The 23,199-nt window shown below is 59.7% G+C and carries 23 protein-coding genes and 6 tRNA genes; 5 read left to right on the forward strand and 24 right to left on the reverse strand.

Annotated elements, in window-relative coordinates; all coding sequences use genetic code 11:
• Positions 1 to 30 precede the first annotated feature (30 nt).
• The 19 genes from ACB031_RS14345 to ruvA form a co-directional block, all read right to left on the reverse strand.
• Positions 31 to 106, reverse strand: a tRNA-Val gene (locus ACB031_RS14345).
• 16 nt (positions 107 to 122) lie between these two features.
• Positions 123 to 198, reverse strand: a tRNA-Lys gene (locus ACB031_RS14350).
• A 24-nt stretch (positions 199 to 222) separates the two neighbouring features.
• A tRNA-Val gene (locus ACB031_RS14355) sits at positions 223 to 298 on the reverse strand.
• Positions 299 to 319: 21 nt separating this feature from the next.
• Positions 320 to 395 (reverse strand) — tRNA-Lys (locus ACB031_RS14360).
• 49 nt (positions 396 to 444) lie between these two features.
• A tRNA-Val gene (locus ACB031_RS14365) sits at positions 445 to 520 on the reverse strand.
• Positions 521 to 550: 30 nt separating this feature from the next.
• Positions 551 to 626: transfer RNA gene (locus ACB031_RS14370), tRNA-Lys, on the reverse strand.
• 174 nt (positions 627 to 800) lie between these two features.
• Positions 801 to 1,610, reverse strand: a complete 810-nt coding sequence (ybgF, locus tag ACB031_RS14375) for a tol-pal system protein YbgF (RefSeq protein WP_026141093.1) — start codon at positions 1,608 to 1,610, stop codon at positions 801 to 803.
• 158 nt (positions 1,611 to 1,768) lie between these two features.
• Positions 1,769 to 2,293, reverse strand: coding sequence for a peptidoglycan-associated lipoprotein Pal (gene pal, locus ACB031_RS14380; protein WP_005304908.1), 525 nt, complete (start codon positions 2,291 to 2,293; stop codon positions 1,769 to 1,771).
• 49 nt (positions 2,294 to 2,342) lie between these two features.
• Positions 2,343 to 3,668: a Tol-Pal system beta propeller repeat protein TolB gene (tolB, locus tag ACB031_RS14385; RefSeq protein WP_139751981.1), complete on the reverse strand. Its 1,326-nt coding sequence runs from the start codon at positions 3,666 to 3,668 to the stop codon at positions 2,343 to 2,345.
• A gap of 94 nt (positions 3,669 to 3,762) precedes the next feature.
• Entirely contained in the window at positions 3,763 to 4,920 is a 1,158-nt protein-coding gene (gene tolA, locus ACB031_RS14390) for a cell envelope integrity protein TolA (protein ID WP_017765796.1), read from the reverse strand.
• 5 nt (positions 4,921 to 4,925) lie between these two features.
• Positions 4,926 to 5,372: a protein TolR gene (tolR, locus tag ACB031_RS14395; protein ID WP_005304918.1), complete on the reverse strand. Its 447-nt coding sequence runs from the start codon at positions 5,370 to 5,372 to the stop codon at positions 4,926 to 4,928.
• Positions 5,372 to 6,049 carry a protein TolQ gene (gene tolQ, locus ACB031_RS14400; protein ID WP_213344251.1) on the reverse strand — a complete coding sequence of 226 codons (678 nt, stop codon included), beginning with the start codon at positions 6,047 to 6,049 and terminating at the stop codon, positions 5,372 to 5,374. Before tolQ ends, tolR begins: the two co-directional genes overlap by 1 nt.
• Position 6,050: 1 nt before the next feature.
• Positions 6,051 to 6,458 (reverse strand): tol-pal system-associated acyl-CoA thioesterase, encoded by a 408-nt coding sequence (gene ybgC, locus ACB031_RS14405; RefSeq protein WP_005304924.1) that lies wholly within the window; start codon positions 6,456 to 6,458, stop codon positions 6,051 to 6,053.
• 105 nt (positions 6,459 to 6,563) lie between these two features.
• Positions 6,564 to 6,875, reverse strand: a complete 312-nt coding sequence (locus ACB031_RS14410) for a cyd operon YbgE family protein (RefSeq protein WP_124249326.1) — start codon at positions 6,873 to 6,875, stop codon at positions 6,564 to 6,566.
• A complete protein-coding gene (gene cydX, locus ACB031_RS14415; protein ID WP_005304933.1) occupies positions 6,862 to 6,978 on the reverse strand; it encodes a cytochrome bd-I oxidase subunit CydX in 117 nt (38 codons plus the stop codon). The genes ACB031_RS14410 and cydX overlap by 14 nt, the downstream gene beginning before the upstream one ends.
• 14 nt (positions 6,979 to 6,992) lie before the next feature.
• Positions 6,993 to 8,129 (reverse strand): cytochrome d ubiquinol oxidase subunit II, encoded by a 1,137-nt coding sequence (cydB, locus tag ACB031_RS14420; RefSeq protein ID WP_005304945.1) that lies wholly within the window; start codon positions 8,127 to 8,129, stop codon positions 6,993 to 6,995.
• A gap of 12 nt (positions 8,130 to 8,141) precedes the next feature.
• Positions 8,142 to 9,698 carry a cytochrome ubiquinol oxidase subunit I gene (cydA, locus tag ACB031_RS14425; RefSeq protein WP_005304948.1) on the reverse strand — a complete coding sequence of 519 codons (1,557 nt, stop codon included), beginning with the start codon at positions 9,696 to 9,698 and terminating at the stop codon, positions 8,142 to 8,144.
• A 935-nt stretch (positions 9,699 to 10,633) separates the two neighbouring features.
• On the reverse strand, positions 10,634 to 11,644 hold the full coding sequence (ruvB, locus tag ACB031_RS14430; RefSeq protein WP_268037514.1) for a Holliday junction branch migration DNA helicase RuvB: 1,011 nt from the start codon (positions 11,642 to 11,644) through the stop codon (positions 10,634 to 10,636).
• 8 nt (positions 11,645 to 11,652) lie between these two features.
• The gene (gene ruvA / locus ACB031_RS14435) at positions 11,653 to 12,267 is read right to left on the reverse strand and encodes a Holliday junction branch migration protein RuvA (protein WP_005304953.1); all 615 of its coding nucleotides are present in this window, start codon (positions 12,265 to 12,267) and stop codon (positions 11,653 to 11,655) included.
• Positions 12,268 to 12,504: 237 nt separating this feature from the next.
• On the opposite strand from ruvA, the gene ACB031_RS14440 reads away from it, so the two are divergent.
• Complete coding sequence (locus ACB031_RS14440; protein WP_371139814.1) at positions 12,505 to 14,514, forward strand: methyl-accepting chemotaxis protein; 2,010 nt, start codon at positions 12,505 to 12,507, stop codon at positions 14,512 to 14,514.
• Between the two features lie 135 nt (positions 14,515 to 14,649).
• Positions 14,650 to 16,374 (forward strand): proline--tRNA ligase, encoded by a 1,725-nt coding sequence (locus ACB031_RS14445; protein ID WP_017787582.1) that lies wholly within the window; start codon positions 14,650 to 14,652, stop codon positions 16,372 to 16,374.
• A 93-nt stretch (positions 16,375 to 16,467) separates the two neighbouring features.
• Here ACB031_RS14445 and ACB031_RS14450 read toward each other — a convergent pair whose 3' ends face one another.
• The 3 genes from ACB031_RS14450 to ACB031_RS14460 form a co-directional block, all read right to left on the reverse strand.
• The gene (locus ACB031_RS14450; protein WP_371139815.1) at positions 16,468 to 17,148 is read right to left on the reverse strand and encodes an SDR family oxidoreductase; all 681 of its coding nucleotides are present in this window, start codon (positions 17,146 to 17,148) and stop codon (positions 16,468 to 16,470) included.
• 65 nt (positions 17,149 to 17,213) lie between these two features.
• On the reverse strand, positions 17,214 to 17,843 hold the full coding sequence (locus tag ACB031_RS14455; protein WP_010636188.1) for a TIGR04219 family outer membrane beta-barrel protein: 630 nt from the start codon (positions 17,841 to 17,843) through the stop codon (positions 17,214 to 17,216).
• A 93-nt stretch (positions 17,844 to 17,936) separates the two neighbouring features.
• Positions 17,937 to 18,377 (reverse strand): copper chaperone PCu(A)C, encoded by a 441-nt coding sequence (locus ACB031_RS14460; RefSeq protein WP_042007917.1) that lies wholly within the window; start codon positions 18,375 to 18,377, stop codon positions 17,937 to 17,939.
• An 89-nt stretch (positions 18,378 to 18,466) separates the two neighbouring features.
• Between ACB031_RS14460 and ACB031_RS14465 the strand changes: the two genes are divergently transcribed.
• The gene (locus tag ACB031_RS14465; RefSeq protein WP_026139216.1) at positions 18,467 to 19,216 is read left to right on the forward strand and encodes an enoyl-CoA hydratase-related protein; all 750 of its coding nucleotides are present in this window, start codon (positions 18,467 to 18,469) and stop codon (positions 19,214 to 19,216) included.
• A 3-nt stretch (positions 19,217 to 19,219) separates the two neighbouring features.
• Here the strand turns inward: ACB031_RS14465 and ACB031_RS14470 are convergent, their stop codons facing one another.
• Positions 19,220 to 19,648, reverse strand: a complete 429-nt coding sequence (locus tag ACB031_RS14470) for a DUF2753 family protein (RefSeq protein WP_005304979.1) — start codon at positions 19,646 to 19,648, stop codon at positions 19,220 to 19,222.
• Between the two features lie 290 nt (positions 19,649 to 19,938).
• On the opposite strand from ACB031_RS14470, the gene ACB031_RS14475 reads away from it, so the two are divergent.
• Positions 19,939 to 20,598: a CatB-related O-acetyltransferase gene (locus ACB031_RS14475; RefSeq protein WP_371139816.1), complete on the forward strand. Its 660-nt coding sequence runs from the start codon at positions 19,939 to 19,941 to the stop codon at positions 20,596 to 20,598.
• A gap of 40 nt (positions 20,599 to 20,638) precedes the next feature.
• On the opposite strand, the gene ACB031_RS14480 is transcribed toward ACB031_RS14475, so the two are convergent.
• Complete coding sequence (locus tag ACB031_RS14480) at positions 20,639 to 21,346, reverse strand: ParB-like protein (protein ID WP_371139817.1); 708 nt, start codon at positions 21,344 to 21,346, stop codon at positions 20,639 to 20,641.
• 156 nt (positions 21,347 to 21,502) lie between these two features.
• Between ACB031_RS14480 and ACB031_RS14485 the strand changes: the two genes are divergently transcribed.
• A complete protein-coding gene (locus ACB031_RS14485; RefSeq protein ID WP_371139818.1) occupies positions 21,503 to 23,107 on the forward strand; it encodes an ABC transporter substrate-binding protein in 1,605 nt (534 codons plus the stop codon).
• Positions 23,108 to 23,199 lie beyond the last annotated feature (92 nt).

The following is a 23,199-nucleotide window of genomic DNA, read 5'->3' on the forward strand; positions in this document are numbered from 1 at the left end:
CGACCCATCTAAATCATTTTTTTACAAACTTGGTGGTCGTTACTGGGATCGAACCAGTGACCCCCTCCTTGTAAGGGAGGTGCTCTCCCAGCTGAGCTAAACGACCTGGGATTCTGAAATGATGGTGGGTCGTGCTGGATTCGAACCAGCGACCAATTGATTAAAAGTCAACTGCTCTACCGACTGAGCTAACGACCCATCTAAATCATTTTTTTACAAACTTGGTGGTCGTTACTGGGATCGAACCAGTGACCCCCTCCTTGTAAGGGAGGTGCTCTCCCAGCTGAGCTAAACGACCTGGGAATTCATCTGGGCAAATTGGTGGGTCGTGTAGGGATCGAACCTACGACCAATTGATTAAGAGTCAACTGCTCTACCGACTGAGCTAACGACCCACACCTGACTTGCCTCTTTCACTGCCCGCCTTGGCAGACAGCTTAAAACTGGTGGTCGTTACTGGGATCGAACCAGTGACCCCCTCCTTGTAAGGGAGGTGCTCTCCCAGCTGAGCTAAACGACCTGGGAATTCTGTCTCCACCTGGTGGAGAAATGGTGGGTCGTGCTGGATTCGAACCAGCGACCAATTGATTAAAAGTCAACTGCTCTACCGACTGAGCTAACGACCCTCACCACGACCAGGACCAACTGCAATGCTGCACCGGCTCTGACGGCGGCCTATATTACGGATTTATCATCCTGGCGCAACAGAAAAATCTTAAATTCCATCTGTTTGTTCACTGCGCATACAAAGCGAGGCTGTATTTACAAGACTGTTACGAAAACAGTGACATGCGGCAAAGTTATAGCTTGCTCAAACTCTGTTTGGCCAGCTGGGCCGGCGAGGTGTTGGGATAGCCCTTGATCACCTGCTCATAGAAGTTCTTGGCTTCCGCCTTCTTGCCATCCAGTTGTGCCAGCATACCCAGCTTCAACAGGGCGTCGGCTCGCTTGGGCGACTTGCTGAACTTGGTGGCCACCGTGGTGAACTGGGCGGCAGCGCCGGTCCGATCCCCCTTGTTGAACAGCAACTGGCCCAGCCAGTAATGGGCGTTGGGAACATAGCTGGAGCTCGGGAACTGCTTGATGAACCCTTCGAAGGCCGGAATCGCCTTGTCGTAGTTCTTCTCCTTGAGCACCATGTTCACGGCCGCATCATAGGCCTGATTCTCGTTCTGGTTGGTGGAGTAGTTGGCCGCGGCGGCCGGCGTCGCGCTCGCAGCGGCGGCTGCCGGGGCTGCTGATGTAGCGGCAGGCTGGCTGTTGGCCACCTTGTCGAGCTCCTGATAGAGCTGGCGCTGACGCTCCTGCGACTGTTCCATCTGGTAGGTCTGCTGCTCCAGCTGGCCACGCAGCTCGGAGACCTCTCCTTGCAGGGCATCCACCTGTTGCTGCAAATCTGCCTGCAGGCGCAGACGGGCGTTGAGCGTGCGCTCCAGCAGGGCAACCCTGTCTTCCAGGCTGCCGGTGGGCACGATGGCGCCGTTGTTGCCGCTTAGGACAACCCCGCCACCCGAGTCACCGCTCAGATCGCTCACCGGTGCCGCCGCTTGCGCATTCAGAGCAACCAATACGGCCAGCGCAACAGCAGCTTGCTTGTACACAGATTTCATTCGGATCAAACCTTAGCGTTTAGTGCAAATAAAACGGCCAGCGCCATCGTCGCTCGCTTATACAGATTTCATTCGGATCAAACCTTGGCGTTTAGTGCAAATAAAACGGCCATCGAAATGGCCGCTTGCATATAAACGAACTTCGTTCGATTCAAACCTTAGTAAACCAGGACCGCACGGCGGTTCTTGGCAAAGGCATCCTCGGTGTGAGACATATCCAGCGGCTTCTCTTCGCCATAGCTGACGATGGAGAGCTGCTCAGCCTGCACACCCAGGGTTTGCAGATACTTGGCAACAGCCTTGGCACGACGCTCGCCCAGCGCGATGTTGTACTCCGGAGTACCGCGCTCGTCGGCGTGGCCTTCGATCAGTACTTTGACGCTCGGGCGCTCACGCAGGTAGCTGGCGTGGGCATCCAGCAGGTCGGCGTATTGACCCTGGATGTCGTAACCGTCGAACGGGAAGTAGATCACGTTGTCACGCTGCAGCGCTTCGAACTTCTGACGCATCTGCTCTTCCGGGGACAACATGCCATTCGCGCCACCGGTTTGTACACCGCCCATGCCGTCGGTCATGCCTGATTCGGCGCCAGCGGCATCGGAATCAGAAGAGGAGCTACAAGCGGCCAGGGTGAACAGTGGCAGTGCGATGGCCAAACCCTTGAGCAGTTTATTGAGTTGCATGCTATTTCCTTAAACCTTTATAACAAAACAAAAAACAATTGGATTTTTATCAATTCAAGAAGGGCGACCAAGCTGGTGCACGAATTTCACCGCTACTGGTCGGAAGCACAGCCTTGAAGCGACCATCAGTCGACACCAATGCGAGACTCTTACGACCCTGATAGATGGTGGCATAAATGATCATGCTGCCATTGGGAGCCACACTTGGCGACTCATCCAGCGCGCTCTGGGTAAGGACCAGCAGGGCATTGTTTTCCATATCCTGACGGGCGATACGGTATTGCCCCTGAACCCGGGTCACCATCACCATGATTTTGCCATCAGGAGTAATGGACGCACCCTGGTTGGATTCACCTTCCCAGGTCATCCGGCGAGTCATGCCAGTCGCCAAATTTACGCTATAAATCTGGGGTTTGCCACCACGTTCAGAGGTGAACAGCAAATTTTGACCGTCCGGCATCCAGGAGGGTTCGGTGTCGATTACCCGGCTGGTTGTGACGCGGGTCAGCTGCTTGCTAGCAACATCAACGACATAGAGGTTCGGTGACCCGTCCTTGGAGAGAACGATAGCCAGACGACGACCATCCGGAGACCACTCCGGCGCCCCGTTGATGCCGCGGAAGCTGGTGATCAGGCTGCGCTGCTGGGTGTAGATGTCCTGCACGTAGATCTCGGATTTCTGGTTCTCGAAGCTCACGTAGGCCAGCTTGCTGCCGTCCGGCGACCAAGCCGGGGACATCAGCGGCTCGCGGGAACGCAGCAGGGTCTTCTCGTTGTAACCGTCGTAGTCGGAGATCCGCAGCTGATACGGGAACTGGGTACCCTGCTGCACGGAGACATAGGCCAGACGGGTCAGGAAGGCCCCACGCTCGCCGGTCAGACGCTCATAGACGATGTCGGAGATGCGGTGGGCAAACTGGCGCATCTGGGCACCCGGGATGGTCGCCATCCGGCTGTCCAGGATGTAGCCGTTGCTCTCGCCACCCTGGGTCTTGGCCAGCTGGCCCTTGAGCACGTCGACCAGCTCGAAGTTGATCTTGTAGGTACCGTCGCCGACGGCGGCGATGGAACCGACCACCACGGCTTCGACGCCTTGGGAGGCCCAGGGTGCGAAGTTGATTTCACCGCTGGAGCTCGGGGTCTGCGGCATCTGGCCACGAGCCAGCGGTCTGAACTTGCCGCTGCGCATCAGGTCGTTGGAGACCACTTCAGCGATGTCCTGCGGCAGCTGGCCATTGCCTTCCCACTTGAAGGGGGCGACGGCGATCGGTCGTGCACTGTCGATACCGCCGGTGATGACGATGTCCAAGGCCGCCTGGGCGCTCTGACCCAGCAACAAACAGCCAACCAAAGCAAAAAACACTTTTCTTATCATGGCTTAAACACTCGGTTCCAAAATAATGAGAGATTAACTTCCTTTTTCGGCAAGACGCTGCCAACCACCTTACTCGATCCCCTCGCCATCAGTGCTAGATGTTAGGTTCCAGCTTGAGGTTGAACTCCTTCAACATCTCGAATGCCGCAGGATCCTTGGGTACCGGCAACTGATTGGCCTTCAGTACGGCTGCTTTGCCGGAACGACATACCGCCGGGTCACCCTGGCCGTTATCTACCGAGATGACAAAGCCAGTGCTCGCAAGACGTACGCCGATAGTACATGTTTTGCCCCGCATGGTGGGATCCAAAATCATATATCGCTCAACAGTCGCCTTGATAAGCGCCGCATATTTGTCGACTTCACCCTTGGCCGCCGCCGATGCTGCCTGACTGCGGGCATTGGCCTCAGCCGCCAGCTGCTGCTGCATCATGTCTTCCATCTCTTTTTGCAGCTTGGCCTCCTCGGCCGCTTTGCGCTTGCGTTCAGCCGCGATCTTGGCCTGCTTGTCGGCCTCTGCCTTGGCTTTCTTCTCTGCGTCAGCTTTTGCCTTCTTGGCCGCCTCTTCCTTGGCTTTCTTCTCGGCTTCAGCCTTGGCCTTCTGCTCGGCCTCCGCCTTGGCTTTCTTGTCCGCTTCTGCCTTCGCTTTTTTCTCGGCTTCGGCTTTGGCTTTCTTCTCGGCTTCCGCTTTCTTGGCCTTGGCCTCCTCAGCCTTGGCCTTCTCTTCGGCCTCTTTCTTCTCTTGTTCCTTTTTCTTCTTCAGCGCCAGCGCCTTGCTCTCTTCTTCCGCGGCCTTGCGCTCGGCCTCCGCCTTCTTGGCCTTCTGCTCTTCGAGCTTGCGGGCTTCCTCGGCCTTCTGGGCCTTCTCTTCCGCCTGCTTCTGCTCGGCCTGCTTCTTCTGCTTCTCTACTTCGGCCTTGCGGGTGGCCTCCTCGGCCTCCTTGCGCTTGGCCTCTGCAATCCGCAACCGTTCCTGCTGCTGGGCCAGCTCGCGCTTGGCGATGTCCGTGTCTTCCTTATCCTTCTCTTTCTCTACCTTCTGCGGCTTGGGCTGAGCCTTCTGCTGCTGGATCTGCTTGGCCTGCTCGTTGAGGAAGTTCTCGTCGAGCATGACGGCATTGACGATCTGCCCCTTCGACTCGGGTCGCTTCGGCTTGCTGAAGTCGAGCCCGACAAACAGAATGATGCCGATGATCAGGTGCAGCAGAAGCGACGCGATGAGATAACCGGAAATACCACGCTTCACATCCATCTCCGTCAGTTCACCGGATCTGTCATCAGGCCGACCTGAGGCACACCGGCTTTCTTGAGGGCCACCATCAGCAGGATCACCTCTTCGTAGCGCACCGACTTGTCACCGGCCACCACCACGGGGGCGTTCTGGTTGATGGCCAGGTAACCCATGGCCTTCTCGGTGATGTACTGCTGCATCGCCTCGGGCGTCCCGCTCGGGACGGGTTCGTCCTCGGCCTCGCCGGCCTTGATGACGTACTCGCCTTCGGTATTGACGCTGACGATGAAGGGCGGCTTGGCATCCTCCGGCAGCTGCTCGGATTCCGCCTGCGGCAGGTCAACCTTGACCCCTTGCGTGATCACGGGCGTCACCGCCATGAAGATGATAAGCAGCACCAGCATGACGTCGATATAGGGAACCACGTTGATCTCGGCCACCTTCTTGCGCCGGATCCGCTGATAGGTTTGCATTACTGATCACCCTGCTGCTGAGCAATTTGACGGTTCAGAATGGTGGTGAACTCGTCCATGAAGTTGGCGTAGGCGTTCTCCAGCCGCTCGACCTTGTTGGAGAAGCGGTTGTAGAAGATAACGGCCGGGATGGCGGCAAACAGACCCATGGCGGTGGCGATCAGCGCCTCCGCGATACCAGGGGCCACCATCTGCAGGGTAGCCTGCTGCACCTGCCCCAGGGCGATAAAGGCGTTCATGATCCCCCAGACGGTACCAAACAGACCGATATAGGGACTGATGGAGCCGATGGTCGCCAGGATCGGCAGGTTGGACTCGAGATCGTCCACCGCGCGGGAGAGGGAGACGCGCATGGCACGGTAGGTACCGTCCATCACCGCATCCTGACCACGGGCGCCGGCCTTGAGCAGACGGGCATACTCCTTGAAGCCGGAGTAGAAGATGTCTTCCATGCCTTCGATGTCATCGCGGCGGGAAGAGGACTCCTGATAGAGACGGTTGAGGTCGACCCCGGACCAGAATCTGTCTTCAAACTGCTCCGATGCGATATTGGCTGCCTTGATGGCCTTGGAGCGCTGGATGATCAGCGCCCAGGAGACGACCGACATGCCCATCAGGGTCATCATGACCAGTTTTACCAACAGGCTGGCTTGCCAAAACAGGCCAATAAACGAAATTTCAGCGTGCACTTAACAGCACTCCCTTCACATTTTCAGGTATTGCAACAGGTTTCATATGCGGATGACTGACACAGGCTATCTGTACCATGGCCTGGGTGATCAGTCGTCCATCAGCCGCCAGTATCCGTTGTGAGAAGCGCATGGAGGCGCGTTTCACTTCGGTCACTTGCGTCAATACAGTCAAAAGCTCATTAAAACGGGCCGCCGAGCGGAAATCGATCTCTGTTCGACTCACCACAAACGCGTACCCGGCACCCAGCAGGACATCCTGTTCGATGCCGCCAGCACGCAGGAACTCGGTGCGAGCACGTTCCATAAACTTGAGATAATTGGCGTTGTAGACGATGCCCCCGGCATCGGTGTCTTCGTAGTAGACACGCACCGGAAACTCAGAGACTTCCCCCATAACAATCTGTGATCCATACGACAGTCAGATGGGGGGCTATCATAGCGCAGGGCTGAATAGGAAAGAAGCAGGGGGAAGCAGGGAAATCCTGCCTCCCCCCGTTTTTTATGAAAGGAAATAGCCTTGGGTCAGCCAGAGCCCGTACAACAAACTGGGCAAGGCGAGCCAGGGGAAAAACAGCACGCGACCGACGAGGCTGCGGGGATGGAATCCCAGCCCGTGCATGACCCCGCAACAGACCGCCCACATCAGCCAGGGCGCCAGCCAGAGGCCGTGTTCGCTGGTGTTGGCGGCCACCAGATTGGGGGCCTGTAAAATAGCGACGGCCAACAGGGCCGCCGCTACCAGCATCAACCCCTGCCAGGGTTGGCGCTCCAGGGGAGCGGCCAACCGGGCGAGTCGATCACTTGTTTTCATCGATCTGGCGATCCATGTTCTCGGTGTGTTCCAGCCACAGCGCATTGATGATGCCGAATGCACAAGCCAGCAGCAGACCCAGGATCCAGGTGAAATACCACATATCAGGGCACCTTCTTAGTAGAGCGATTGTTGGTTGTCTTCGATGTGCTTGCTGGTCACCCGGCCGAACATCTTGATGTAGGTCCACAGGGTATAACCCAGCACAATCGGTACGAAGATGGCGGCCGCTACCGTCATCACCCGTAGGGTGTTGAGAGAAGCGGTGGCATCCCACATGGTCAGGCTCAGTGACGGCTCAAGGCTTGAGGGCATCACGAACGGGAACATGGAGAAGCCGGCAGTCAGGATCACGCCGGCAATCGCCAGAGAGGAGCAGGTGAACGCCAGCCAGCCCTTGTTCAGCTTGGCAAACAGCGATGTCAGCAGGCTCATCGCCAGACCCAGCACGGGTGCCGCAACCATCCAGGGATAGAGGCTGTAGTTGTTCATCCAGGCACCGGCCTGACGCACCACTTCCTTGTTCATCGGATTGGAGACGGCATCGGTCGCGGCGGCCTTGACCACCACATAGCCTTCCATGCCGCTGACCCAGAAACCGGCCAGTGCGAACAGCACCAGGGTCACCAGCGAGCAGATCATGGCGGCGGTGCGGGAGCGGGCCAGCACTTCACCGTCGGTCTTCATCATCAGCCAGGTAGCACCCTGGGTGACCAGCATGAACAGGCTCACCAGACCGGCCAGCAGGCCGAACGGATTGAGCAGACCGAAGAAGTTGCCGTGATAGGTCAGCATCATGAACTGGTTGAAGTCGAACGGCACGCCCTGCAGCAGGTTGCCAAACGCCACGCCAAACACGATGGGCGGTACCGCGCTACCGACGAACAGTGCCCAGTCCCAGTTGCTGCGCCACTTGGCATCTTCACGCAGGGAACGGTACTTGAAACCGACCGGGCGGAAGAACAGTGCCATCAGGGTCAGGATCATGGCGATGTAGAAACCGGAGAAGGCTGCCGCATACACCATGGGCCAGGCTGCAAACAGGGCACCACCGGCGGTCACCAGCCAGACCTGGTTCCCTTCCCAGTGCGGGCCCATGGTGTTGAGCATCACCCGACGCTCAACATCTTTCTTGCCGACGAAGGGGAGCAGTGCGCCCACCCCCATATCGAAGCCGTCGGTGATGGCGAAGCCAATCAGCAGGACGCCGACCAGCACCCACCAGACCAGGCGCAACATTTCGTAATCAAACATGGGTTGCTCTCCTTATGCCTTGCTCTGTTCGAAGTGGTACTTGCCGGTCTTCAGGCTGCTTGGGCCCAGACGCGCGTACTTGAACATCAGGTACATCTCGATGATCAGCAGTACGGTGTAGAACAGGCAGATCCCGATAAGGGAGAACCAGATCTCGGAGGCCGGCACGTTGGAGGCCGAGACCGAGGTCGGCAACACTTCGGCGATGGTCCAGGGTTGACGACCGTATTCCGCGACGAACCAGCCACACTCGATGGCGATCCAGGGCAGCGGGATGCCGTACAGCAGCGCCTTGAGCAGCCACTTGCGCTCGCCGATCTTGTGACGGGTACTGTCATAGAAGGCCAGGCCAATAAGCACCAGCATCAGCATGCCGCAGGCAACCATGATGCGGAAGGCGAAGAACAGTGGCAGCACTTGTGGGATGGAGTCATCCACGGCGGCCTTGATCTGCTCGTCGGTGGCGTCGGTCACGTTGGAGGTATAGCGCTTGAGCAGCAGACCGTAACCCAGGTCCTGCTTCACTTCGTCGAAGCGGGCGCGGGTATCGTCAGACTTGTCGCCGGACTGCAGCTTGGTCAGCAGGTCGTAGGCGGTCATGCCGTTGCGCACACGCAGCTCGTGCTCGCTCTTCAGATCCTTGAGACCGGTCACCTGGCCGTCCAGCGAACGGGTGGCGATGATGCCGAGGGCATAAGGGATCTTGATGGCGTAATCGGTGCGCATCTCTTCCTGGTTCGGGATGCCGAACAGGGTAAAGGAGGCAGGCGCAGGCTCGGTGTTCCACTCGGCCTCGATGGCCGCCAGTTTCACCTTCTGCACTTCACCCGTCTCGTAGCCGGACTCGTCACCGAGGATCAGCACGGAGAGGATGGACGCCATGCCGAATGCGGCCGCGATGGCGAAGGAGCGACGGGCGAAGGCCACGTCACGATGCTTGAGCAGGTAGTAGGAAGAGATGCCCAGCACGAACATGGCACCTGTGGTATAGCCTGCCGCCACTGTGTGGACGAACTTCACCTGGGCAACCGGGTTGAACACCAGATCGGCGAAGCTCACCATCTCCATGCGCATGGTTTCGAAGTTGAACTCGGCACCGACCGGGTTCTGCATCCAGCCGTTGGCAACCAGGATCCAGAGCGCGGAGAGGTTGGTCCCGAGCGCCATCAACCAGGTCGCAGCCAGGTGCTGACGCTTGGAGAGCCGATCCCAGCCGAAGAAGAACATACCGACGAAGGTGGATTCCAGGAAGAATGCCATCAGACCTTCGATGGCCAGCGGGGCCCCGAAGATATCGCCGACATAGTGGGAGTAGTAGGCCCAGTTGGTACCAAACTGGAACTCCATGGTCAGCCCTGTGGTGACCCCGAGGGCAAAGTTGATACCAAACAACTTGCCCCAGAACTTGGTCATGTCCCGGTAGACAGGGTTGTTGGTCATCACATAGACAGACTCCATGATCGCCAGAATGAAGGCCATTCCGAGCGTCAAGGGCACAAACAGGAAGTGATAAAGGGCCGTCGCAGCGAATTGGAACCGCGATAGGTCTACCACATGCTCAGCAATCATGATGTTTCCTCACCGATTATTGGCACGGCTATTTTAAGTTTTAAGACAAAGCTTCCGTTGGAAGTCCCCGAATTATCGGTCATGTTCCAGTTTTGCACTGACGACCGGATTCGACTGCCACCACATTAACAACAAGGCAATAATAGGGAACAAAAAAAGCTAATGTTTAACAATTGCAAAACAATCAAGCTTGCTTTATTCCCGCCCATAATGACCTGAGTTTTATATCACCTTTATTTGATTGAAATCAATGTAAAACCACCATCAATACATGCCTTTCAAAGGCATTTTCACGACCCTTTCCATTTATTTTAGAGAGCTGGGTCACAAAAAAATAAAAACAGCAAATCATTGATTTAAATCAACTTTAATCTTGAAGCAAATAAGTAATGCTTCTGTTAAAAAACAACTCTCAAGGGTGTTTTCATCATGTTTCCCTCGCTTGTCCCCAGCCAGAATAAAACTAATTAAAAACCAATAAAAACGCATATCCATGCTAATTCGACAAGGTCACAAAATGATTAGTTAATCTAATCTGAGATGGGTAATTTTTCTTGTTTGTCCGAGTCAGACAGAGCTCCTACAATGCGCCTCGCAGTGAGGGCATACCCTTGGATACAGGCCGGTCAATCTGGGTTCCCGGTACGTATTCGATGAACATTTCGAACCTGTCTATTGGAATTAAAGATGAAAAAGTTTGTTGCTAAAACCATCCGTTACTACAAGCTTTCGTTCGTTCAGCTCTATCAAATGAACCGACTCTGAGGCCTCGCGACGGCTCACTCCGTTTTTTACCGGTCTGTCTCCAGACGCACTCACTGTCTGTGAACATCCATCCTGAATTGTCTTTGCCCACCGCATCCGCAGTGGGCTTTTTTTTGCCCGGATAACAAAAAACCGCCCTTGAAGGCGGTTTTTTGTTCAATCAACTATTTTTACCCTTCATCTGGCCGTTGCAGGCCAAAATGCGCATAAGCTCTTGGTGTCGCGATCCGCCCTCTGGGTGTACGTTGCAGGAAGCCCTGCTGGATCAGATAGGGTTCGAGCACATCTTCGATGGTGTCCTTCTCCTCGCCGATGGCCGCAGCCAGGTTGTCGAGCCCTACCGGCCCCCCCAGAAACTTGTCTATGACAGCCAACAATAGCTTGCGGTCCATGAAGTCGAACCCTTCGTTATCCACGTCCAGCATGTCCATGGCTCGGGCCGCTATGGGTCCGTCAATCCGGCCATCGGATTTCACCTGGGCAAAATCCCGTACCCGGCGCAACAAACGGTTAGCAATTCGCGGCGTCCCGCGCGAGCGACGCGCCACCTCCAGCGCGCCGTCTTCCGTCATGTCGAGCCCGAGGCAACGGGCGCTGCGGGCAACGATGTCGGTCAGATCCTTGACGTTGTAGAACTCGAGGCGCTGCACGATACCGAAGCGATCCCGCAGCGGGCTGGTGAGAGAGCCGGCCCGGGTCGTCGCGCCGATCAGGGTGAAGGGGGGCAGGTCGAGCTTGATGGAGCGAGCCGCCGGCCCCTCCCCGATCATGATGTCGAGCTGGTAATCCTCCATCGCCGGGTAGAGCACCTCCTCCACCACCGGGCTGAGGCGGTGGATCTCGTCGATGAACAGCACGTCGTTCGGCTCGAGGTTGGTGAGCAGCGCCGCCAGATCGCCGGCCTTCTCCAGCACGGGACCGGAGGTGGTCTTGATGTTGACCCCCATCTCGTTGGCCACTATGTTGGCGAGCGTCGTCTTGCCAAGCCCGGGCGGGCCGAAGATCAGCAGGTGATCGAGCGCCTCGCCGCGCTGGCGCGCCGCCGCGATGAAGATCTCCATCTGTTCGCAGACCGGATCCTGGCCGGTGTAATCGGCCAGCAGCTTGGGCCGGATGGCCCGATCGATGACTTCTTCCTCACGCCCGCCAGCGGCGGAAATGAGGCGATCCGCTTCAATCATTCTCTACCTCACACCAGGCTGCGCAGCGCTTCACGGATGATATCCTCCACCGACATACCATCCACCGCGACCTTGCTGACGATCTGGCTGGCCTGCTGCGGCTTGTAACCGAGTGCCACCAGCGCACTGGCGGCCTCTTCGCTCGAATCCGGCGCCCGCAGGGCACTCTCCTTGGCGGGCAGGGTGATCTCGGCCGGCGAGAAGAGATCGTGGCTGACCCACCCCTTGAGCCTGTCCTTCATCTCCACCACCAGTCGCTCGGCGGTCTTCTTGCCAACCCCTGGCAACTTGACCAGGGAGCTTATCTCCTCGCGCTCGACACTCAGCACGAACTGGGTGGCGGTCATGCCGGAGAGAATGGCCAGCGCCAGCTTGGGGCCGACCCCGTTGGTCTTGATCAGCTCGCGAAACAGCGCCCGCTCCTGCTTGTGATTGAAGCCGTACAGCAGCTGGGCGTCTTCCCGCACCACGAAGTGGGTGTGAATGACCGCTTCCTTGCCAATCTCGGGCAGATCATAGAAGCAGCTCATGGGCATGTGCACCTCATAGCCCACGCCCCCGACCTCCAGCAATACCTCGGGGGGTTGTTTCTCAATGACTACGCCTCTCAAGCGACCAATCACGGCTCTCTCCTCGCCAAACCAGCTATCTGTAAATTGGCTCATAGCATAAAGAATAACTGGATAAGTATCCAGCATAGGGCGGCGGTACCGCAGCGGATTTTCGGCACATTCGCGCGTTCCAAGCCATGCTTGGATCCGAGCCGGGCAACAACTTTATTTTCCATCTGGCATGGCATTTTGTTGCCACTGATAAAACACTAAATTGGGTTTGTTTGGAGCCAAGGAAGGTCCTTAATCATGAAAATCGTCACCACATCGAACCTGGGGCTGGCCATTCTGCTCAGCTGCACGCTGGGCATGGGCGTCGTCGGCTGGTATGGCAGCCAGCGGCTGGCGGATCTGCTCTCCTATGTGCTGGGTGCCGCCTGGCAGACTGCAGACGGCGCCATGGAGGGCTCCATCGAGCTCGGCAACCAGTCGCTCTACATCCAGAAGATGCTCAGAGGCATGTCCCTCGACGAGCAAGAGCTGCAGCAGGCCAGAACCGCCACCACCGACGCCATGCGCCGGGTGGGCGAAGGCCAGCTCATCGATGACGCCGCCATCAGCACCATGAACCAGCAGCATCAGGTCTACCAGCAGCAACAGGAACAGCTGCTGGCGCTCTACCAGACGTTTACCCGCCTCGATCAGGCGCTGCGCGCCAGTTCTGAACGCATGTCCCGCCTCTCGACCCAGCTCGAGGTGGTGGGTGATGGCGCGGTCGAGAGCCTCACCCAGTCACCGGATCAGGCCATCAGCTGGAATGGCGGCCTAGCGACCCGCTGGCACGCGGCCGATGGCGGCATGGAGGCCAACATAGGCTTCCTGCGTCAGCTCTATGCGTTGGAGAAGATGCAGAGCGAAGGGCTCACCCCCGCCATCCAGAGCGAAATGGAGGAGGCGACCCGCTTCTACCGGGAGGCTGTCGACGCCATGCTGGCCAGCGGACTGTTTGATGTGCCCGCGGAGGGGGAGTTTGCCGGCCAGTCGCTGGCAACCCAGTATCGGGCGCTGGAAACCGAGGTTCAGCAATTGATGGTGCAGTGGATGGCAGCCCTTGGCGAATATCAACGCCAGCTGACCAGCTATGAGCGCAGCGCCGATCAGCTCAAGAAATTGCTGGTCGACGTGGAGGCAAAGGGCGATGCCACGGTCGAGGATCAGGTTGGTCAGCTCAACACCATCATCAACCATACCAAGAGTCTGATCCTGGGCGGCCTGCTGTTCAGCCTGCTGATCGTGACCCTGTGCGGCTTCTGGCTGGTGCGCGCCATCGTGCGGCCCCTGCTGCAGGTCAATCGGCGCATGCAGGACATCGCAGCCGGCGAAGGGGATCTCAACGCCCGTATCAACCTCAGGCGTGACGACGAAATCGGCTCGCTGGCCGGCAGCGTGGATCGCTTCATCGAGAAGCTGCAGAAGATGATCAGCTCCACCATGGACAACAACCAGCACATCAGCGAGCACGTGCACACCTCGGTCAACCGGGTTCAGGCCATCAGCCAGAGCAGTCGCCAGACGGCCGAACATGCCCAGGCGCTGCACCATGACAGCGAGCAGATGGTGCAGGTGGCCACCACCATCTCGGACAACTGCAGCCTGGCGGCGCAAAATGCCAACGAGGTGCGCCAGCTCACCACCGAGAGCAGTCAGTATGTCTCCTCCGCCAGCGCGGGCATGCAGCGGGTGGTGATGGAGGTGGGCGAATGCGCCACCGCCATCAACGCCCTCAAGGAGCAGGCCAGCCAGATAGGCCAGATCATCTCCACCATCAGCGGCATTTCCGAGCAGACCAACTTGCTGGCGCTCAACGCCGCCATCGAGGCCGCCCGGGCCGGCGAGATGGGCCGCGGCTTTGCGGTGGTGGCCGACGAAGTGCGCACCCTGGCCAATCGCACCGCCTCCTCCAGCGCCGAGATCAACGAGGTGATCAACAGCATCCAGCAGCAGACCGAAACCGCCTACCTGATGATGCAGCGCAACCTGAAGACGGTGGAGTCGGGCATGGCGGATTCCGACAACACCAAGCAGATCCTGTTCAAGGTGGAGGGCGCCATCGACCACCTGGCGGACATGGTACAGCAGGTGGCGGACGCCACCGGCCAGCTCTCCCATACCCTGAGCCACACCTCGGACAAGGTCTCCGGCATCAGCCAGCAGGCCCAGACCGGTGAGCAGGAGGCGCAGGAGTGTCTGCAACTGGCCTCCTCTCTCCATCAGGCCAGCCTGCTGCAACAGCGGTTACTGTCGCAATTTCGGGTCTGACCGCAGCGGGGGCGACGCCCCCGCTTTCTCCCATCGTACGAATTTAGCCCTTGGGCCGCAGGGCCCGTCCTGTTAAAATTCCGCTCTTGAAATTATCCAGGGCCCCGCCGCCCGTCTTAGCTAAGGTCTACCGCGATGCGTACCAGCCAATATCTGCTTTCCACTCTCAAGGAAACCCCGTCCGACGCCGAGATCATCAGCCATCAGCTGATGCTGCGCGCCGGCATGATCCGCAAACTGGCCTCCGGCATGTATGCCTGGCTGCCGTCCGGTCTGCGGGTTCTGAAAAAAATCGAGAACATTGTTCGCGAAGAGATGAACAATGCTGGTGCCATCGAAGTCTCCATGCCGGTGGTACAACCCGCCGAGCTGTGGCAGGAGTCCGGCCGCTGGGATGACTACGGTCCCGAGCTGTGCCGTCTGACCGACCGTCACAACCGTCCCTTCGTGCTGGGCCCGACCCACGAAGAGGTGATCACCGCGCTGATCCGTTACGAAGTGAACAGCTACAAGCAGCTGCCGCTGAATCTGTACCAGATCCAGACCAAGTTCCGCGACGAAGTTCGCCCCCGTTTCGGCGTGATGCGTGGCCGCGAGTTCCTGATGAAGGACGCCTACTCCTTCCACATCGACAAGGCCTCCCTGGTCGATACCTACGAGAAGATGCACGCCGCCTACTGCAAGGCGTTCACCCGCATGGGTCTGAACTTCCGTCCGGTGCAGGCCGATACCGGCTCCATCGGTGGTACCGGCTCCCACGAATTCCAGGTGCTGGCCGAGAGCGGTGAAGACCTGATCGCCTTCTCCGACAGCTCCGACTACGCCGCCAACATCGAGATGGCCGAGGCGTTGGCGCCGGCGGGCGAGCGCGCCGCTGCCACCGCAGCCCTGACCAAGGTTGCGACCCCGAACGTCCACACCATCGATGAAGTGGCCGCCTTCCTGAGCGTGGCCCCGAGCACCGTCGCCAAGACCCTGCTGGTGCTGGGTGAAGCGGACGAGCACGGCAACCAGGCCGTCATCGCGCTGGTGCTGCGTGGCGACCACGAGCTGAACGAAATCAAGGCCGAGAAGCTGCCGGGTGTCGCCAACCCGCTGACCTTCGCCAATGACGAGCAGATCAAGGCAGCCGCCGGCTGTGATGCTGGCTCTATCGGCCCGGTCGGCTTTGCCGGTCGCATCATCGCCGATCGCAGCGCCGCCCACCTGGCTGACTTCGTCTGTGGCGCCAACGAGACCGGCTTCCACCTGACCGGTGCCAACTGGGATCGCGACATCACCACCTATGAAGTTGCCGACCTGCGCAACGTGGTGGAAGGCGACCCGAGCCCGTGCGGCCAGGGCAAGCTGCTGCTCAAACGCGGCATCGAAGTGGGCCACATCTTCCAGCTGGGTACCAAGTACTCCGAAGCCATGAAGGCGAGCGTGCTGAATGAAGGCGGCAAGTCCGTCACCATGGAGATGGGTTGCTACGGCATCGGGGTTTCCCGCCTGGTGGCTGCCGCCATCGAGCAGAACAACGACCAGTACGGCATCATCTGGCCGGACGCCATCGCCCCGTTCGAAGTGGCCATCGTACCGATGAACATGCACAAGTCCGTGCGCGTCGCCGAGCTGGCCGAGCAGTTCTACGCCGAGCTGAAGGCCGCCGGTGTCGACGTGCTGTTCGACGACCGTAAAGAGCGTCCGGGCGTGATGTTCGCCGACATGGAGCTGCTGGGCGTGCCTCACGGCATCGTCATCGGCGAGCGCGGCATGGACAACGGCGTGGTGGAATACAAGTGCCGCCGCACCGGCGAGAAGCAGGAAGTGGCCATCAGCGACATCGTCGCCATGCTCAAGGCCAAGCTGGGCCGTTAATCCCGCCCCTCGCTGGTATAAAAAAAGCGCGCCGATGGCGCGCTTTTTGTTTCTCTCTTCTGACGATGGCAACCGGATGACGGCAGCCTTTTGTCAGGGATTGCGACCGATAAAGAGATCGGTCACGTGGCAGCTGCTTCTGGCTTCCAGTGCATCCAGCATGTAGGCGGCGGCATCTTCCGGGGTCATGAAGCCGCTGCTGTCCACGTGATCCGAGTTGTCCCAGAATTCACTGCGGATCCCGCTCGGATAGAGGTTCACCAGCCGCAGCGGCAAGCCCTTCAGCTCGGCCCGCAAGGATTCGAGAAAGCCGCGCATCCCCCATTTGGAGGCGCAGTAGAGACTCTCGTTGGCCTTGCCCACCTGGGCGGCGGAAGAGAGCACGTTGGCCAGCACCCCGCCCTTGTCGCCGATGAGGCGCACCGTCTGCTGGGCCACCAGAATGGTGGAGATGAGATTGCTCTCCACCACCCGGCGGATCTGCTCGGCGGTATAGACGCCGACCGGGCCGAACTCGCCCACGCCGGCGCAATGCAGCACCAGCTCAGGCAGGCCGCCCCACTCCACCGCGGCGGCAAAGGCGACATCCACTTCCTCATGGTGCGCCAGATCGGCGGCAATGCCGATCACCGCCTTGCCGAGCAAGGCTTCCTGCTCCTGCAGCTTCTGATAACGACGCCCCATCATGGAAACCTGATGGCCCCGTTCAACCAGACCTATGGTCAAGGCGCGGCCCAAGCCGGACCCCGCCCCCGTCACTATGATATGACCCATGTTCGTTCCTCGCCGGATGCCGCCATCGGGATGATGAGGGCATCGTCACCAGAGATTGCCAGTATTTAGAAGGTGAATTCGCCGCCGATGAACCAGCCGTCTACCCGCTGGTCAACGCGATCGAAGTCCATGCTCGCATCACGCCAGCCGGCACGCACCTTGAGCGGTACGGTCGCGAACTTGTAGGAGCCACCCAGACGGTAGTCGTAGTTGTCGGCATCCTGCACGCGGGCATCGCCGAAGGCGGCAAAGCCGGTACCCGGGATGCGCAGTTCGGCACCGGTGTAGGCCATCAGCACGTCCTTGTCATAGGAGTAGTGCTGGGTGTTGAAATCGCCATCGTAGCGACGACCGGTCAGACCCAGGTCGATCTGGAACAGATCGTTGTTGAACAGGCGATAGTAGAGGCTCAGGTCATAGGCCATCAGATCGTTGTTGAGGGCGCCGCCGCTGGTGCCGAAATCGGAGATCTCGAACTTGGCGTTGGGCAGCAGGATGATGCCGTGCTCCAGTTGCAGGTAGCCGCTCCAGTTGTAGTTCTCGTCGTAGCTGCCGTTGGCCCCGACACCGTTGATCTGGCCGCTGCCCTGAGCATTCCATACATCGGCACCGGCGGCAAAACGCCAGTCATCGGCAGCCATGGCAGCCTGGCTGAACAGGGCCAGCACACAACCGGCAATCAAGGTCTTCTTCATCACGTTACTCTCTTGTTGGACTGGAAAGGCCATCATTTTACCCAGAGCGACGGGAATACACAGTGTAAAAAGCTGAACAAGCGTCCATTAATGTCAGTGCTGCATGCCCGCCATGGGTTCAACCGGCTTCACCGGCAGGCTCAGCTCCAGCTGCTGGCCATCATCCATGGTCAGCGTCAGCGGGAAAGGGGTGCCCTGGGAGAGCTCGCGCACCTCGAACAGCATGATGTGGAAACTGCCGGGCTTGAGCGCTACTTCCCCCTTGGCCGGCACCTCTATGCTCTCGACCTGGCGCATCCTCATCACGCCGTTCTCGTGCAGATGGGTGTGCAGCTCGGCGCGGCCCACCTCGGGCGAGGAGGCGGCCACCAGCTTGACCGGCTGATCGGCATCGTTCTTCAGCACCAGGAAGGCGGCGGTGTTGGGCGAGCCCGGCGGCAGCAGACGCACATAACCGTCGACGGCCTCGACCTTGGCCAGGGCGGGAGCGGCCAGTCCCAGGGCCAGCAGGGAATAGAACGCACGTTTAAACATGGTTGAAATCCTTTTATGATGTTGTTAAACGCAACAAAGCTTACCGCAGCGGTAAGCCTTTGACAGCCAGCAATAACAAGGATTTAGACATGGACCCCATTATCATTGCCGAGCAGCAGGATGGCTTGCTCACCTTGACCCTCAATCGCCCCGACAAGCGCAACGCCCTCAATACCGCCATGTATCGTGCGCTCACCGAGGCATTGCGGCAAGCGACGGCGGATGACGCCATCCATGCCCTGCTCATTCAGGGACAGCCCGACTGCTTCACCGCCGGCAATGATCTGGCCGACTTCATGGGCAAGACGGGGCTGGATCCCGACGACCCCATCCTGCAATTTCTGCATACCCTGGCCGACTTCCCCAAACCGGTGATCGCCGCGGTCGGCGGCGCCGCGGTCGGCATCGGCACTACCCTGCTGCTGCACTGCGATCTGGTCTATCTGGCCGACAATGCCCGTCTGCAACTGCCCTTCGTCGAGCTGGGGCTGGTGCCGGAGTTTGCCTCCAGCCTGCTGCTGCCGCGCAGCGTGGGCCACCTGAAAGCGGCGGAGCTCTTGCTGCTGGCCGAAGCCATCGATGCCGACGAGGCACTGCGGCTCGGACTCGCCAACCGGGTGCTGACGGCCGAAGCCCTGCTCCCCTTTGCCAGGGAGCAGGGTCTGAAGCTGGCGGCCAAAGCGCCGAAGGCGCTGCAAAAGAGCAAGGCGCTGCTCAAACAGGAGCTCAGGCAGGCGGTGCACTTCGTCATCGATCTGGAGGCGCGCGCCTTCTCCCTCGCCCTGCAGGGGGAAGAGGCGCAGACGCGGATCGCCCAGCGCCTCAAGGGCCGTAAATGATCCTCAGTTGAGGCGAAAACGGCCGATCAGCTCGCAGCCCTGCACCTGATCCTGCAACTGGATCAGGCGGGCGATGTCGGGATTGGGGTGGCGCTTGAGGAAAGAGAGTAGCGCCGCCCGACAGCAGCCCAGTTCACTGATGAGGGATTCACACTCCCGGTTCGGACACTGGGGCACCAGCGCAGTGACCAGCTCGGAGGCCAGCTTGAGGTAGCGCAGCTCGTAGGCAGGCTCCTCCATGGCGCGCCAGAAATCGGCCAGCCGGTGGCAGGTCGCCACCCGCATGCTGGCCAGTTCATCCAGATCGCCGTCACTCAGTTCATACACCTCGGCGAGGGCCTGTTGATAGAGGCAGATGGCGGTGCCGAGCGCGCCGGCGCCCAGCGCGTTTTCAGCCTCCAGCATGTAACGCTGCCAGATTTGATGGGTCATGCCGATCTCCCAGGTTGATGGGTGGGACTTTTATCATGCCCAGTTGAGAATGAATATCAACCCGATATTTTGTGCAGGTTTTGACCAGCTGGCGGTGCACGGCTTGGCTCCCGCCCCGGCATGGCTTACCATGGGCGCTCATCTTTCAGGATCCCTCTTCCCATGCTGCGACCCCGTTTACCCCAGGCGCTGGGCTGCTCGACCCTGTGCGTGCCCCGCCTGCTGGTCTGGATCTATTAGCTGCGCTCCTCGCGTCATCCACCCCTATCCATTTGAACGAGGAAACAGCCATGAAACCCTGCCAACACTGGTCGCAGGTCGAGTACCTGCATCTGACAGTGAGCAACCCCAACATCCATCTCAAGGGACGGCACAGCTACTACTCCGGCGCCTGGGACGGCCCCTTTGAAGAGCATGCCGTGCGCTATCTGCACGGCGACCGTTTCAGCCGCAGCCAGGAGACCGGCTGGGAGCCGCTCTGGCACATCGATCAGCTCCACATCGGCGACTATGTGCAAATAGCCGCCGGGGTGAAGATCATCATGGGTGGCAACCAGACCCACAACACGGCCTTCATCAGCACCTATCCGTTTTCAGATGTGGAGGCGCTCCGGCGCAGCTATCGTCCGGCCGGCGACACCCGCATCGGCAACGATGTCTGGCTCGGCATGGACGCCATGATCATGCCGGGGATCACCATCGGCGACGGCGCCATCATAGCGGCACGTGCCCTGGTCAACCAGGATGTACCGCCCTATGCCATGGTGGCCGGTACGCCGGCCAAGGTTATCAAGATGCGCTTTGATGAGGACGAGATTGCCCGTTTGCAGGCGCTGGCCTGGTGGGAGTGGCCAGATGAACAAGTGCAGGCCCTGCTGCCACTGATCCAGCAAGGCGAGGTGGCCCTGCTGGAACAGGCTGCCGCCCGCTGGGGCGAGACCCGATCATGATGCAGCGGGGGGCCATGGCCCCCCGCTTTCATCCTGTCGCTCAGTTGCCGCTATCGGGCTGATTGACCCGGCACTGCTTGCCGGGGTAGCCGGGCAGATCGGCCGCCTTGTTGCTGCACGCCAGCCGCTTGGCCTGATAGAGGCGACCCGCCAGGTTGGCACTGTCGATCGGCAGCCAGTCCATCTGCCGGCCAAGCCAGCTGGCCCAGGCGAACTCGACAAAGTAGACCTGCTCCCGCTTGTCGAAATAGCCCGCATCCTGCAGCAACCCGGCCAGGGTGCGATAGGGGTAGTCGGGTAGCAGGTCGATGCGGCTCGGCAACTGTTCCGGCGTGAGGGGCCGACCCTGCTCGTCCTTGAGCCAGGCCCAATGATTGCCCTGCATCTGGCTCCAGAAGCTGGCCTTGTCCTGCAGCCTGGCGATCACCTTGACCCGAACCTGCTTCACCCCGAGTTGCCACAGCGCCTTGGTCAGATGGTGTCTGTCCACCAGCCAGTAGCCGCCATCGGGTGCGATGACGATGGGGATCTCTTTCTTTTTCATCACCTTGTCGAGCTGTTTTGCGCTCTTGCCCGCCAGCTCGGCCTGGGTGTTGTCGACCTGGATCTGGCCCACGCCTCCCTGGGTGGGGTGCAGCGCGGCAATATTTACCTCGCACCAGCTGCCGACCTTGCTCTGCCGCTCGCACGGCGCCAGCGCCCAGGCCCCCTGACTGATGGCCAGGGCCAACAGGATCCATGTTCTCATCGCTTGCTCCTCTCCCCGGATTGGGAGTCAACGTCCCCTGCCGAGGGACTCATACTGGCGGTCTGACCAGCAAACGGGATATCATGATTTCCCGTCTGTCGGCGACCACTTATCGCCGAGTTTTCTCCCCGCTTCACACTATTTGAAGGATCAACCATGAAAGGATGGAGTCTCCTGCTGGCCCTGCTGGGCAGTGCCTGTGTCCAGGCTGCCGATGTTCCGCCCGGCACCCAGCTCGCCGCCGAGCAGGCCGTCGTGCGTCATCTGAAAGACGAGCCGGCGAGCCTGAGTCCGCTCAAGCTGGTCGGCCTGCCCGAGCTGCAGGTACTGCGGGATCTCTACGAGGGGCTGCTGACCCAGGGGCCGGACGGCAAGGTGCTGCCCGGGGTGGCCGCCAGCTGGGACAACCAGGGCAATCAGCGCTTCACCTTCCATCTGCGCCCGGACGCCCGCTGGTCGAACGGAGATCCCGTACAGGCCGCCGACTTCGTCTACGGCTGGCGTAAACTGGTCGATCCCAAAGAGGCCGCCACCTTTGCCTGGTTCGCCCAGCTGGCCCGCTTCGACAAGGTGGACGACATAGTGGCCGGCAAGCTGGCCCCCGAGGAACTCGGCGTGAAGGCCCTCGACCAGCACACCCTGCAGGTGACCCTCTCCCAGCCGGTGCCCTACTTCCTGAGCCTGCTGACCCACCCCAGCCTGTCGCCGCTGCATCGTGCCAGCATGGAGCAATACGGCAACCAGTGGACCCAGCCCGGCAAGCTGGTCGGCAACGGGGCCTTCGTGCTGAGTCACCGGGTGGTGAACGAAAAGCTGGAACTGACCCCCAACCCCTACTACTGGGATCACGCCCATACCGTGCTGACCAAGGTCACCTTCGTCCCCATCAACCAGGAGAGTGCGGCCACCAACCGCTACCTGGCCGGCGACCTGCACATCACCGAGTCCTTCCCCAAGGAGCAGTATCACAAGCTGATGCAGCAGATCCCGGGTGAGGTCTATACCCCGGATCAGCTCGGCACCTACTACTACGCCTTCAACACCCAGCGTGCCCCCCTCAACGATGTGCGGGTGCGCAAGGCGCTCTCCTACACCATCGATCGAGGCCTCATCGCCAACAAGATCCTGGGTACGGGTGAGAAACCGGCCTATCACTTCACCCCGGACGTGGTCGCCGGCTTCGAGCCCAAGGCCAACCAGCTCTCCAGCAGCAGTCAACAAGTCCTCGACGACAAGGCCAGAGCCCTGCTCAAGGAGGCGGGCTACGGCCCGGCCAACCCGCTCAAGCTAACCCTGCTCTACAACACGGCCGAGGTGCACAAGAAGATGGCGCTGGCCATCGCCAACCTGTGGAAACAGAAGCTGGGGGCCCAGGTCGAACTCACCAATCAGGAGTGGAAGAGCTATCTCGACAGCCGTCAGAGCGGCCAGTTCGAGGTGATCCGCTCCTCCTGGGTGGCCGATTACAACGATCCATCAGCCTTCCTCGGCCTGTGGGGCTCCCACCACAGCGGCAACATGGCCCGCTTCGCCAACGCCGGCTACGATGCCCTGCTGGCCAAGGCGGCCAACAGTCAGGATCCCCGTGAACGGGCCCGCCTGTTCGATGAGGCCGAGGCCGTACTGCAGGAGGAGGCGCCGATCGCCCCCATCTATCAGTACACCAACGCCCGGCTGATCAAGCCCTGGCTCAAGGGCTACCCCATCAACAATCCGGAAGACGTGGCCTACAGCCGCCAGCTCTACCTGGTCAAGCACTGATCCTGCCCGGGGCCGGCCATGCCGGCCCCAATCTTCTGCCATCGCCCCCTGTTCATGCTCAAGTTTTCGGCATAAAATGCCGCCCTTTCAGG

The organism is Aeromonas sp. S8(2024) (assembly GCF_041403085.1).
Classification (GTDB): Bacteria; Pseudomonadota; Gammaproteobacteria; order Enterobacterales; family Aeromonadaceae; genus Aeromonas; species Aeromonas dhakensis.

Bases quoted from the DNA above. Each gene is read 5' to 3' on its own strand.
- tolR (WP_005304918.1), bottom strand. From the start codon at position 5,372: ATGCAAACCTATCAGCGGATCCGGCGCAAGAAGGTGGCCGAGATCAAC.
- tolA (WP_017765796.1), bottom strand. From the start codon at position 4,920: ATGGATGTGAAGCGTGGTATTTCCGGTTATCTCATCGCGTCGCTTCTG.
- ACB031_RS14480 (WP_371139817.1), bottom strand. From the start codon at position 21,346: ATGAGAACATGGATCCTGTTGGCCCTGGCCATCAGTCAGGGGGCCTGG.
- ACB031_RS14445 (WP_017787582.1), top strand. From the start codon at position 14,650: ATGCGTACCAGCCAATATCTGCTTTCCACTCTCAAGGAAACCCCGTCC.
- ACB031_RS14470 (WP_005304979.1), bottom strand. From the start codon at position 19,648: ATGACCCATCAAATCTGGCAGCGTTACATGCTGGAGGCTGAAAACGCG.
- ACB031_RS14455 (WP_010636188.1), bottom strand. From the start codon at position 17,843: ATGAAGAAGACCTTGATTGCCGGTTGTGTGCTGGCCCTGTTCAGCCAG.
- ACB031_RS14460 (WP_042007917.1), bottom strand. From the start codon at position 18,377: ATGTTTAAACGTGCGTTCTATTCCCTGCTGGCCCTGGGACTGGCCGCT.
- cydX (WP_005304933.1), bottom strand. From the start codon at position 6,978: ATGTGGTATTTCACCTGGATCCTGGGTCTGCTGCTGGCTTGTGCATTC.
- ACB031_RS14410 (WP_124249326.1), bottom strand. From the start codon at position 6,875: ATGAAAACAAGTGATCGACTCGCCCGGTTGGCCGCTCCCCTGGAGCGC.
- cydA (WP_005304948.1), bottom strand. From the start codon at position 9,698: ATGATTGCTGAGCATGTGGTAGACCTATCGCGGTTCCAATTCGCTGCG.
- ACB031_RS14475 (WP_371139816.1), top strand. From the start codon at position 19,939: ATGAAACCCTGCCAACACTGGTCGCAGGTCGAGTACCTGCATCTGACA.
- pal (WP_005304908.1), bottom strand. From the start codon at position 2,293: ATGCAACTCAATAAACTGCTCAAGGGTTTGGCCATCGCACTGCCACTG.
- ybgF (WP_026141093.1), bottom strand. From the start codon at position 1,610: ATGAAATCTGTGTACAAGCAAGCTGCTGTTGCGCTGGCCGTATTGGTT.
- ACB031_RS14450 (WP_371139815.1), bottom strand. From the start codon at position 17,148: ATGGGTCATATCATAGTGACGGGGGCGGGGTCCGGCTTGGGCCGCGCC.
- cydB (WP_005304945.1), bottom strand. From the start codon at position 8,129: ATGTTTGATTACGAAATGTTGCGCCTGGTCTGGTGGGTGCTGGTCGGC.
- tolB (WP_139751981.1), bottom strand. From the start codon at position 3,668: ATGATAAGAAAAGTGTTTTTTGCTTTGGTTGGCTGTTTGTTGCTGGGT.
- ybgC (WP_005304924.1), bottom strand. From the start codon at position 6,458: ATGGGGGAAGTCTCTGAGTTTCCGGTGCGTGTCTACTACGAAGACACC.
- ACB031_RS14485 (WP_371139818.1), top strand. From the start codon at position 21,503: ATGAAAGGATGGAGTCTCCTGCTGGCCCTGCTGGGCAGTGCCTGTGTC.
- ACB031_RS14440 (WP_371139814.1), top strand. From the start codon at position 12,505: ATGAAAATCGTCACCACATCGAACCTGGGGCTGGCCATTCTGCTCAGC.
- ACB031_RS14465 (WP_026139216.1), top strand. From the start codon at position 18,467: ATGGACCCCATTATCATTGCCGAGCAGCAGGATGGCTTGCTCACCTTG.
- ruvB (WP_268037514.1), bottom strand. From the start codon at position 11,644: ATGATTGAAGCGGATCGCCTCATTTCCGCCGCTGGCGGGCGTGAGGAA.